The organism is Elusimicrobiota bacterium, assembly GCA_016788905.1.
Lineage (GTDB): Bacteria > Elusimicrobiota > Elusimicrobia > FEN-1173 > FEN-1173 > JADKHR01.
The window spans coordinates 40,333-53,068 of sequence record JAEURZ010000020.1; the positions used below are offsets into that span (position 1 = coordinate 40,333).

Below are 12,736 nucleotides of genomic sequence, written 5' to 3' on the forward strand. Positions count from 1 at the left end.
CCTTAAGATCATGTAACAATTTTGTAAACTTGGCGCCCCGCACAGCTGTCCGGGGAAAGTTTGAAAATTAGGTGGCGATAAACGAAAAATGAAGTTGGGGGTCAAGTTGCTTCAACCGCTTAAGCCTGGGCTCATTTAAATTAAGTAGATCCATCAGGGAGACCCGGTCCAATAGGGTCTCCTTAATCATCCGATGCAAATAGAACAGAGAACGGCCGTATTTGGTTTGGTATTTGATATACGCCAGCAGTAAGTAATAGATCATCGCCACCCATATTTGGCTTAGAACCGCGTTTTCCGTCGTGCCAAGGAACGACTTGATCTTTAGGTTCTGCTTGATCCACTTGAAAAACGCCTCGATCTGCCACCGCGCCTTATAGATCGCAGCGATCGTCGTGGCCGCAAAGGTCGTGTTGTTGGTCAGAAACTCCAACACCCGATCGTTCTCCTGATCGTAATACCGGATCAGCCTTAACGGGCAATCCTTCCCCGCGAAATCCCCACTGGCTCGCTCAATCGTCGCGTCCATCAAAACACCGCGGTTTTTCAAGCATTCCTGCTGTCCGGTTACCCGGTAGGTCAGGTTCTTTTTCACCCGCGTCACGAACGTACATCCCATCTCATGTAACCGTCGAAAATATCCGAAGTCCACATAGGCTCGATCGAAACAATAGATGCTGTCCGGTTTAATGGGAATATCTTTCTTCGCCACAGACACATCGTTCTCCCGCCCCTCCGTGATCACCATTAAGCTCGGGATATGCCCCGCGTAATCCAGCTGATAATGGAGTTTCAGGCCCCCCTTCCCCGTTCGATAACGAGCCCAGGGGAAAACGCTCAGGCACAGGCTGATCACCGTCGAGTCAAGGCTATACAGCGGATTTTTAAACCGGAACTTGTGCTTCGGCGTCACTGACCGGCACCGCATCAACAGTTCCCCAAACACTCCCCGAAAAATCTCCCACTTTCGCCGCCCGTTCGCGTCCGCCAGCGTCGTCCGCCTCACAGGACCCGCCAATCCCACGTGATAGGTTTTACTCTCTTGGGTTTCAAGTCCCTGCTCGATGTCGCGCAGGCTGTCTTTCCCGCTCGCTTGGGCATACAGCATCACCGTCAGCTGGTTCCACGTGGTGAATGTTTTCGAATATCGGTCCGCTTGGTGGGCTTTGACCAGTCGGTCGAATTGATGTCGGGGAATATGAAGCAACAGCTGGTTTAAAATCGTGTTATAATGGGCCAAGGGAATCCTCCGTCGATAAAATGGATTGTTCGCACAATCATTTTACCACGAACGGGGGATTCCCTTATTTTTCCCCGGACAGGTGTGAGTGCATGTGAAGTTACCGAACACGGCTTTTAGGGGGAAAAGTTTAGGCGAATAACCGGTTTTTTACAGTGACAAACTCGGCTTTCCTCTTTCATTCAATGCCTCATAAAACCTTTTTATCACAGGATCGCATCGAATGTCGGATTTATTCATTGGCTTTGCCAATGAAATTCCACTCATCGCCTTGCATCGGCTCAACGCCACATACACCTGCCCATAATCGAAGGCGCCCGATCCCAAGTCGATCCGGACCTTGTCGAGCGTCTTCCCCTGGCTTTTGTGAATCGTCACCGCCCACGCCAACATCAGGGGCAGTTGCGTGTACTTCCCCATGGAAACGGGCTTGATCGCCTCATCTTTGAGCTCGTATTTAAACGTTTCCCATTCCACCGGCCCCACTTCGTAAGCCCGGCCTGTTCCGTCCAAAATCTCAACGGTGGCCGATTCGTCTTTTAATTCGACCACTTTTCCCACCGTTCCATTCACCCAGCGTTTGGTTTCATCGTTTTTCGTAAACATCACCTGCGCGCCCACTTTCAGCGTCAAATTCATTGGGGAGGGGAGTTTCGTTTCTTCCACCGCAAATTTTCCCGTCACGCTGCCCATAAACGTTTTTTCTTCCGACTCAATCCCTTTCAATTCCTCGTCGTTAATGGCGTCCGCCACCCGGTTTGTCGCACACAGAGTAATCACGCCCTCCCGCGTTTCCCCGTTTTCACTCAAGCCATTGATTTGGTTCAACGCCTCCTCGTCCACATCCCCTACCCGGACACGGTTAAGTATGCGGATAAACTCTTCCTCAGATTGCCGATAAAGTTTTGTCAATTCTTTCGTTACCATAGATCCACTCTTCAAAACCTTCGCGCTGAAAAAATACGGGCTCTGGTACGCCATTTGTGCCAAAACGTCCCTTTCAATGGACTGCACCACCGGCGGCAACTGAAACAGATCCCCAACCATCACCACCTGCACCCCGCCAAACGGCTCCTGCACTTCCCGATTCAATTTCAAAAATTGATCCATCGCGTCCACCACATCGGCCCGCACCATGGAGATCTCATCAATCACCAAAAGTTTAAGTTTTCGATACAGCCGCCGATCCCTCACCAAATGGATATCGTCATCCGTGGCAATCCGCGGCGGCAACCGAAAAAAGGAATGGATCGTCGCTCCCCCCACATTCAAGGCCGCCACTCCCGTTGGGGCCACCACCGCCATATTTGCGGGGAAGCAATCGCGTAGGTATTGGATAAATGTGGATTTGCCAGTCCCCGCCTTTCCCGTCACAAACACCAAGGGGGCTTTGGCGTCCAACCACCGCATAATTTCCGTGTATTCGGGGGTTACTTCAATGGAGGGGCTTCGCGGTTTCGTCGGTGCCTTCACCGGTCGGTTTTGTCGCCGAAGGGCCTTCTGTTCCAAATCCTTTACTTCCTGAGGCTCAACTCCGAGCGCCTTTTTAAACCCCTCCCAAATTCCGGCCATGGCTCAAGTTCGCTCATCCAGCGGGGGGAGGGCTTTCACAATTTTCATCGTTTCCACGCTTACCGTCACAACCCGTTTCAAAAGGTTGAGTATATATTGCGGATCCTCGTGCTCCCTCGCCCAATCGTTGGGGTCGTTCACAATCCCGCTCTCCGGGTCCTGGCTCACCTGGTAGCGCTCCATCACCCATTCAATCGCGGACTTGCCGTTGACCACATACTCATAGGCTTCCAAGGGAATGCCGGTTATGGTGATATGGCTGTTGAATTGAATAACCGTTTTGTCCTCACCACTGGCATTTTTGCCAAACCGCATTTTTTGAACCTCGTAGAGACGAGCCGAATCCAGCGCCAATTCTTTGTTGGCCACCTTCACCGGGTATGGCTCTATGTTCTCATACCCCAAATGCAATTCCGCCAACTTGCGTCCCGCTTTGCTGAAAGCCCAAAAGTCCTTCGCGAACGGAATCCGTGGTAAAGTTTTTGCCAAATCGGCTTTAAATCGTTTTTTGTACTCCGGGGAGTGCAGAAGGCCATAAACAAAGTAAAACACATCTTCTTTTTGAACCTTATTGTCCTCGTATTTCAAACGGAATTGCTTCAGGGCGAAGTCACTAACATTTATCGTCTTTTCCTCTTGTCCAAAATTCAATTCCCCCGACTTCTCTCTCTTGGTGTGGTAAAAATAGAGTGGGAAACATTGCGACTTCGAAATGATTTCAAGATCCGGGATGATGTCCACAATCAGCGCTGAGAAATCTTTTGTTGCACCTACCCCCGTCACACAAATCGCGAAATTCCTTTTCTCAGCGTCCGGGAAAAACATCGGCATTTTACCAGGCCGATGAATGAGGTCGGAGGCGGAATAGATTTGTTGCTTAGTGAATGGCCTGTATGCAGCAGGGCGAACCGCCGAATTATTAAATTTAATGTGCACTCCCCGCTGACAGTCACCCAACAATGAGGATGACCACTTAATTTTCTTCGAGTCGTTAGTTATTACGTCGAATATCTTTATCCGTGGATTATGTTTTTGACTTTTATTCAATACCTCCACTTGCTGGTTATACACGTCAATCATATGTGAAATGTTTTTTGCGACACGGTTTTGTGAGTAATTATAATTCCACGCGTCCCGGTTTGTTTGAGTTCCCAGTGAATATGACACAAATATTGATTCCACATCTGAGCTTCCTTTGTCCACCTTAGATCCCAATGGAATAAACTTTTCAAACTTTTCATCTCGCTTGTTTATCCAATCGTGGTTTTTGTCTGGATCAATCTCTGCCCATCCAATATTTCTGATATCCCCAAATTGCTGAATGATTAACAATTTCTCTTCTCGTGATAAATAATCGCCGATGTCGTGATAAAAGATTTTACCAGGCGATTTGTGCTGTTTGTTTTTTATAAAGAGCGTTATTGCAATTTGCGCGCGGCTTCCAGAACCAAATATCTTTCCACCCTCTTTCCTTGAAAGCTCGCCAGATGTTCTTTGATTGCCTCGCAGGTTGAAGCAGTAGATGCGACTGAATTCGTCGTGTATGGTTTTTCTTAACCCACTCATTGTTTTGGTATCAATAAACCCCGCATTACTAACAAAACAAATTATGCCCTTATCTTTTATTCGATCACTCGCCCATCTTATTGCTCGAATATATGAGTCATACAAGCTATTAATGTTTGCTGATTGCGCGTTGGCCGCGTAGGTATTGGCTATTCGCTGGTCCAACCCTGGATATTTGAGATTCTGGTTGTTATCGTTTTGGCTGGTTTGCCCTGCGGAATATGGCGGGTTCCCCACAATGACGCGAATGTCCCGGCGGTTTTGTTTGTCCGCCCGTTCGCTGTTCACCTGGAAATTGGGGTCTTCAAACGCCCCCTTCCCTTCCGACAGCTGGAACGTGTCGGTCAGTACAATCCCCTCAAACGGCTCGTATTCCGCCTTTGCCCGCCCATGATAGGCTTCTTCAATGTTTATGGCCGCGATGTAATAAGCCAACAGAATAATTTCGTTGGCGTGCAACTCCTCCCGGTATTTCCGCACCAAATCCTTTTCGTTGATAAGCCCACTTTGCAAAAGCCGAACTATAAACGTCCCCGTCCCGGTAAACGGGTCAAGCACATGAACATCTTTGTCCGACAACCCCACCCCAAATTCTCCGCGGAGCGCCGCGTCCGCGCTTTTCAAAATAAAATCGACCACTTCCACCGGTGTGTAAACAATTCCCAACCTTTCTGCCATTCGGGGGAACGCCGTTTTGAAAAACTTGTCATAAAGCTCAATGATGATCTTTTGCTTCCCCTCTACGTTGTCGATCCCCCGCACGCGTTCTTTCACACTTTCGTAAAACTTTTCCAATTTCTCTGTTTCTTTCTCTAGGCTTTGCCCCTCTAAAAGGTCCAGCATTTTCTGCATGGTCTTTGAAACCGGGTTCCGTTTCGTAAACTCATATCCCTCAAAAAGCGCGTCAAACACGGGCTTTGTGATGATGTGCTGGGACAACATTTCGATGGCGTCGTTTTCACTAATGCTCGGGTTTAGGGTTTTCCGCAATCCATTTAAAAAGGTTTCAAACTTTTTCCGGTGGACAGAGTTCGCCGTTTCCACCAAGGCCTTAATGCGCGTGGTGTTCCGGTCCGCAATTTTGGCCACATCCTGCGCCCAACTTTCCCAATACCGCCGGTTCCCGCACTTCACCACAATCTTTGCAAAGATGGCATCCCGCCATTCTTCCAGGTGGGGAAAGTTAAAAACAGTCTGGACAGCACTACCCGACCCCTTTTCCCCTTCCTTATTTTCTCCCACCCCAATGATTTGTATTTGCCCCGGCCGCTGTTTGTTAATGTCAATCTGGTTGATCATCGCGTTAAAGCGGTCATCGTGCGCCCGCAACGCTTGCAACACCTGCCATACCACCTTGTATTTTTGATTGTTCGCCAAGGCCTCTTCTGGGCTCACATCCGCCGGTACACCAACCGGCAGGATGATGTACCCGTATTGCTTCCCTTCCACCTTACGCATCACCCGCCCCACGGACTGCACAACATCCACAACGGAGTTCCTGGGGTTCAAAAACATCACCGCGTCCAACGCCGGAACGTTTACGCCTTCCGACAAACACCGCGCATTGCTCAAAATCCGGCAAACATTCCCATTCTTTGTCGTGTCTTCTTTCAGCCATTGCAACCGCTTGTTTCGGATCAACGCGTTGTGCGTCCCATCCACGTGATCCACTTCGCACCTCAAATATTTCCCTTCCTCCGCCTCTTCAGAACCCGCCGCCCTCTCCCCCACGTAATTCCTCACAATCCCTTCAAAAAGCTCCGTTATCTTTTTCGACTCCTTAATCGACCGATTAAACGCCACCGCACGGCGCATCGGCGTTTGGTCCATCACCCCCGCCCCATCCCCGTCCACCGGAAGGATCTTCTTCTGTAACCCGTTATAACAGCCGACAATTTTAATCACATCATCCAAATTCAATTCTTTATTTCTGTCCGCAATCTGGCTCTGGAACGCCTTCGACACATGCTTTTCATCCACCGCCAACACCATCACCTTGTAATCCGACAACAACCCTCGCCGCACCGCTTCCGAAAAGTCGAGCCGATACAGCTCTTCCCCATATACCGATGGATCATCCATGGAATAAAGGTCAATATCCGCATCTTTGGCTTTCCCTTTTGAGACGTCGTCATAAATTCGTGGCGTCGCCGTCATGTACAGCCGCTTTTTCGCCTTAATGAAATCCGGCTTGTGTACCAACACAAAAGCCGACGCCCCCGCCTTGTCGTATTCCGTTCGTTCTATCCCCGTCGTTCGATGGGCTTCGTCGCAAATCACCAAATCAAAAACCGGTGTCCCAAACTCTTGTGACTCCTGAACCACCGCAATGGACTGGTAGGTGGAAAAAATAACCGTGACGTTTTTCTTCCGTATTTTCCGCAGGGCTTCGATCTGATGCCCCAACAGTTTCGGATTCGTGTGCGCCGGGAACGCAAGGTCGTGGGTGGAAATGTCCTCTTCCTCCCCCGATTGCCCCGCCTTGGGGTCGGAACATACCGCAAAGAAACTAAACTTAGCCTCCGCCTCAGCCGCCCATTCCGCCACGGACTGCGAAATAAGCGAGATCGAAGGGACCAAAAACAGCACGCACCCCCCGGCGGGCGCCATCGTTTCCGCAATCCGAAGTGAGGTAAAGGTTTTCCCGGTCCCGCAGGCCATGATCAGTTTCCCACGGTCGGCCGCTTTTAACCCGGCAATCACCTTATCATGGGCTTCTTTTTGATGGGGTCGTAGATGTTTTTTGTCTTTGAATTTTATTTCCGTTGGCCGGTCCGGCCGCACCGCCGCCCAATCCACCGGGCTCTCGTCCAAATCCTGAACCCGCAACCGGCTTACCGGTATTTGCTGATTCTTGCACGCGTCCTCGGCGTGTTTGCTCCAATTATCCGTCGTAGAAATAATAAGCCGCTTTTTAAAAGGGTCCTTCCCCGACGCCGTGAAAAATGAGTCGATGTCCGCCTTTTGAAGGGTGTGTGCCGGATCAAAAAATTTACACTGAATCGCCCAAACATCCCCACTCCCCCGCTCCTGGGCCACAATATCGATCCCAACATCCGGCTTATTCCCTCGCTCCGGCCACTCCCCCCACAACCACACCGCAGAAAACAAATCCGAATAGACCGGATCCTTTTTCAAAAACCCCACCATTAATCGCTCAAACCGATCCCCCAGGTCCCGATTATTTCGGGCCTCTTCGCGAAATTGCTGGAGAATATCATTGATAGATTTGGTCATGAACAAGGTGGGGCAGACGAGGAAGGAATGGGATTCACCTGGTTGTTGATATACGCACGATCCCAACATTGATTTATTGCGTTATATACCACGCTCATCTTTTTTTCAAATTCATCTTTGGTAATTTCCTTAGCAACTCTTTCGGCCCAAACCAACTTCCCGAGGCCTAGGTTCTTCCACCTATCAGGATAATATTCCTCCAATGCCTTAACAGGAAGCACATATATCTGTTTGTTCTTGTCCAGCCTCGGATGCTCTGACCGAAAATTATTTAGGCGCCTCTTTTCAGTATCACCGTAAGGTTCGTCGATAAGAATTGTAAGTTTGTCCCGATAAATGGGAGTGTCAAGGGGTTTGAAAACTAGATTAATGGCGTCCATGCTTTGATGTGCCCGTTCGTCATTGCCATAGGCAGCGACAACTTGGATCGATGGTTTATCCCGATAAAAGCGTGAGATGAGGTTCTCAAGAAATAATTTGTCGCTTGGGCCTTCTACAATCAAGAAATTAGCTGGCAACAGCAAATCAGCAGGGCTGCCCCCCAACAATTGAAAAATCACGTCCTGCTTGGATTGCCCGGCAACCGGTATTATCTCGGTCTTCCCGCTACATTTCTTCACACGAAAAACGCTTTGCTTCTCATGTTCGTCTACCATTAATACGGATGAGTGGGTGTTGATGAATACCTGATCGGAGGCTTGCGATAAATCGAATAAGGCTTTTTTAAGGTGTCGTTGTGCCCCTGGATGGAGGTGTAGTTCGGCTTCATCGATGAAGAATATGAAAGCCTTTCCTAAAGCATCATTTCGCCGATGATCTGCATGCGCCTTAATTATTGCCAGCATAAGGGCGCGTTGCATCCCGTCGCCCTTGTCTTCTGCGGCAGTCGGGACTCCATCGTTTAATCGAGTTGTGAAGTTTTCGAACAAATCCTCAATCGATGGCTCCCCAACCTCAAATTGAACGTCCGAGCAGTCTGGGAATTGCTGTTGAAGATGGCATTTCACATCATCAGCCAATGCCGCCAGTTTTTTGCGAATGCCTGACTTCTCAGATTGAAAGACAGCTTCAAAGGAAGCTTTGAACTTTTTGTATTCCTCATCACCCTCAAGAATGCCGGTGAGGACTCCTCCAAGGATTTGCCCGATGGGGGTTTTGGAGGAGTAGCCCGAAACGTCTTTGAGATGTTTTGTGGCTTCGATAAATTCAAAACGCGGGATGCAATTGTTGAATGCCGGGTCAGTTCCCGTTGGTTGCTTTTTCCATTCATTCGTTTTTGGGTGGAATACGTAGCGGGCCTTGGGATCCCCGGTTGTTCGCCGAACACGCATGATGTCAGATGTTTCAACAATAGCTCGGAGCTTGGTCTGATTCTCGGCGTTACTTATCTGTTTGATTCCATCCTGAACACCAGAGAAAGTTAGTTCTACAACGATTTCACCGTTTGGAGAGAATGTAGAGCGAATTTCATTTAGTTCTCCCTTGCCGCCATAAAACCATTCCAACGCCTTGAAAACATTGGTTTTGCCGTGGTTATTTTGTCCAACCAAAACATTAAAAGCCATAGGTTGGAAATCGACTTTCTCTATTGACCTGAAATTCTCAATGTGAATGTGGCTAATTCTCATTCGTCTTCATCGCCTAATTCAGGTTCATGGGTTAACGCAGACAATTCAAGCCCCTCAATTTCCTGCAACGTCTTCCCCGCGATCCCCTGCAAATCGCCATACATGCCGACAGTCCCCTGCATAACCCGTTCGATCTGCTCTTCGCGTTTGGCCCATTGTTTGGTGATTACTTTTTTTTCCACGTCCAGGTCGGTCTTCATGGACGTAAACGCCTCAACGATGCCCTCCACCCGTTGCCGGAATCGCGGCCCCGTAAGGTATTGATAGATTATCTGGGTTTTGGTTTGTTGTCCGTCGGAAACTTGGCGGGCGGTGTTGACCTCGATTAGGATTTGGCGAAGCATGGCCGCCACGGGCAAAGCCACTCTTGGATGGGCAATCCAGACGCCCTCCACCTGATCAAAACTTTCCACCCCCTTCGGCAGGGCTTGGGAGATGAGGAGCGCTGCTTCGGCCTTGGCCGCCCGCTGATCCTCCCGAAGTTTCGGGAGCCAACCATCGGACCAATTCTTTGTCCTCTTTGATTCCCACAAAATCGTTCCACACGCCTGCCCCGTCGGGCCAACAACTTTGTGAATGATGTCCCCGCCGAATTCACCTTTCGGCACCGCGTCAACGGTATCCCGAGGGAACTTGCTTCGAATCAACGCTTCAAGCTCCAACTCCAGAACTTCACCCTGAAGCTGTTGCGATCCTTGCTCGGCCCGTCGCTGGGCTTCTTCCAACTGTTTCTTCATTGAAGCGATGGTCTGCTCCTTCTCCATCAGGCGGAGATTGAGGGACTCTTCGGTCTCTTTGCGGGCCTGTTCGCGCACGGAGGCCAATCCCGCTTGAACTTTTTTTTCGACATTCAAATCCATCTCGCGCTTGGCGTCGTCAAGCTCGCGTTGCTTGCGCAACAAATCCGCCTGGGCCTTTTGAGCCTCAGCCAACTTGGCATCCCTCGTTTTCAAGACCTCTTGAAGGTCGTTTATTTCTTTGGCCTTCTGATCCAAATCCATCGCCAAAGTGAGACGGGCCTTGGCGGACTCCTCCGCCACGATCTTCGCCCGTTCGGTCTTGACCTTTGCCGCGACCTGTTCGTCCAAAGACGCCTTGGCCTTTGTGATGGCATTTTCTCGTTCCCGAAGCTCGGTCTCCCGCTTCGCGGTAGCAGAATCTTTTTCGGCTAAACGTTTCTCATAATCGAGGCGAATGGTCTCCACCAGCGGAGCGGCCAAAGACTCCGTCAGTTTGATTTCTTGCTTGCACTTTGGACATTCAATGGTCGGGTCCATTCCACCCACTCCTGTTGGCGTTAATGGCTCATGGTTTCGTATGGTCGATGATCCTGGATGATAACAAATTGGGCTCTATAATTATTTTAGGCCGATAGCTGTTTCTGTAAACAATTAAAGGTAAATTGTTTTAGATGTAGGTTTGCTAGTTAAACCCGGCGGGCCCATCCGCCACGTTCCTCGTGTCTGCCCGGGCTAGCCGACCTTCAAAAAACGTGGAATGGAATTTTTGCGCGCGAAGAATGAAAAGAAGCTGAAAGGGGGAAGCTGGAAAACCGAAGGTGCAGGAGGAAGACCGAAACGGCGGTAGGATATTGGGAAGATATGTTTTCCTGTCAGGCTAGAGGAGCGAACGGCCGTGGTTCAGTCGCCGGAGGGAACAAATTAATTGAGACAGCGGGGTGGAGAACATGAGAGAGGATTCGCCGGGGGGCAGATTTCGGCGGGGGTGTTTGGTTTCGTTCCGAAGAAGCGAGTTGTTGTCAGAAAAAGTGCCATCACAGCAAAGATGAAGTTAACTCGAACCCTGTAAGCCACCAGACTAGTAGACACGGGCATACCCCTTATCCAATAACTCTTGATTTAGCATCACCCCTTCACGGTAAATGTCGTCTTTGTCCATTGTTTCGTCCAGCGAATAGAAGATGTGGCCAAGGAAGCGGCCGTTGATGTCCACCTTGGTGGTGCGGAGCATCACGAAGGGGAGGCGAGACAGTTGGGTTCGGACGTATTCGGCGGCTTCGCGGCCCTCCTCCGTGGTGATCTCCGGGCAGTCGATTCCCGCCAGGCGGATCCGCTCCTTCTTTTTGATCTCGAAGCCGCAATCCACATCGAGGACCAAAGTATCACCATCAACGACGTCCAATACTATCGCCTTGAAAACGTATGTGGCACCGGCGGGGCGGGGGAGTTGTTTCGCCTTTTTCCCCTTCTTTCCCTCCCCATATCTGTCACCCTGAACTGCCCTCAGTAACTGGTCCCGCGTCCAATCGTTTTTCTCCGCCTGGACCGTGTAGTATTCCCGCTCTTTGGGATCTTTGATCGTTAGTAGGACCCTGTAGTGCGCCCAGGCAAGGACTTCTGTCTCTGGGACGGTCTTGTATGTCTCGTGGAACTGAACACACCGATAGAGGGTGGTCATATCGGTTTTGATGTCCTTGGCCAGCTGTTGCATGACCGACCTTGCATAGCCCGCATTTTCCGTCAGTTGTTCCTGCGCGATCCTTCCCCCCATTTCCCAATAGGTTCGAAGAGCCTCCTTCGCAATAGCTCGTCTCGCTCTGGTTTTCCCTGTTTCCCAGAGGGTGCGAAGGTCATTGATGAGGCGCTCATAGGCGTTGGCGTCAATGGATTTACCGACGACTAGGACGTTTTTCATTGGCGGGGTTGGTTCCTCTTTTATATTGCCATTTTGACCGCACCGTAAGTTTATGAAATTGAGGGCTTAACCGGAGGACAAAGGACGGTATTTAAACAACTGACAAAGGCACCCACAAACCCACCACGTTCCACGTGTCGGGCTTTGTGGGCTAAAAAAAACATAAGAAAAGGCGTGCGCGCGCCAGGACGAGGAGGCCGAGGGCCAACCCTTAAGAATTGTTAGGTTTCCCGAGCACCGGAGCGAACAACTATCCCCCAGCCCTGGGGAGTGGCCCCGCGGCAGACAGCTCCAGTGAACAGGGGCACACAACCCAGGGTCCAGCAACTGTCCCCATTTGTGGATAGGGGCGGGGCCGCGAAATGAACGGTGGAGCCCGGGGTTAGAACGATTCCAACGGAGCGGGGGTGGTTCAGTCGCGGGTACGACGGAGCGGACTGGTCCCGCGCACGTCTTTTGTGCGGGGCCGGGGAGCGACCCGGGGGCTGGAACGAATCAACCGCCAGCACAGCGGGGCGAGGCTGGGTCGCCGCGCGTTTTTCGTGACGGCGCGGCCGAGCGGCTTTTCGGCGGGACCAGCGGGGGGCTGTTTCTTTTCCCGCCGATTAAGGGACGGAGGCGGAACTGGGCCCGACGATTGGGAGCCGCACCGAACCGAAGCAAACGACGTGGCCGGATCGGCCAACCGGGGGAGGAACCGCGCGATTGGCTACACGTCGTGAACGAGGGGAAGGGCACGGCTGTCGAAACGGGACGGACGAGCGGGCGCGGGCTTGCGCCCGCGAGTGGTGGCCCAGTGCTGTTGGCTGTGTCTCTTCTCTCTCTACCGACACGGTGG

The 12,736-nt window shown here is 50.8% G+C and carries 6 protein-coding genes; all 6 read right to left on the reverse strand.

What is annotated here, in order from left to right; all coding sequences use genetic code 11:
- Positions 1 to 67: 67 nt before the first annotated feature.
- Positions 68 to 1,240, reverse strand: coding sequence for an IS4 family transposase (locus JNK54_08875; protein ID MBL8024376.1), 1,173 nt, complete (start codon positions 1,238 to 1,240; stop codon positions 68 to 70).
- 150 nt (positions 1,241 to 1,390) lie between these two features.
- Positions 1,391 to 2,812 carry an AAA family ATPase gene (locus tag JNK54_08880; GenBank protein ID MBL8024377.1) on the reverse strand — a complete coding sequence of 474 codons (1,422 nt, stop codon included), beginning with the start codon at positions 2,810 to 2,812 and terminating at the stop codon, positions 1,391 to 1,393.
- Between the two features lie 3 nt (positions 2,813 to 2,815).
- Positions 2,816 to 7,615, reverse strand: a complete 4,800-nt coding sequence (locus JNK54_08885; GenBank protein ID MBL8024378.1) for a DEAD/DEAH box helicase — start codon at positions 7,613 to 7,615, stop codon at positions 2,816 to 2,818.
- The gene (locus tag JNK54_08890; GenBank protein MBL8024379.1) at positions 7,612 to 9,180 is read right to left on the reverse strand and encodes an ATP-binding protein; all 1,569 of its coding nucleotides are present in this window, start codon (positions 9,178 to 9,180) and stop codon (positions 7,612 to 7,614) included. The genes JNK54_08885 and JNK54_08890 overlap by 4 nt, the downstream gene beginning before the upstream one ends.
- 59 nt (positions 9,181 to 9,239) lie before the next feature.
- Positions 9,240 to 10,520, reverse strand: coding sequence for a DUF2130 domain-containing protein (locus tag JNK54_08895; protein MBL8024380.1), 1,281 nt, complete (start codon positions 10,518 to 10,520; stop codon positions 9,240 to 9,242).
- Between the two features lie 541 nt (positions 10,521 to 11,061).
- Positions 11,062 to 11,898 (reverse strand): thermonuclease family protein, encoded by an 837-nt coding sequence (locus tag JNK54_08900; protein MBL8024381.1) that lies wholly within the window; start codon positions 11,896 to 11,898, stop codon positions 11,062 to 11,064.
- Positions 11,899 to 12,736: the final 838 nt, after the last annotated feature.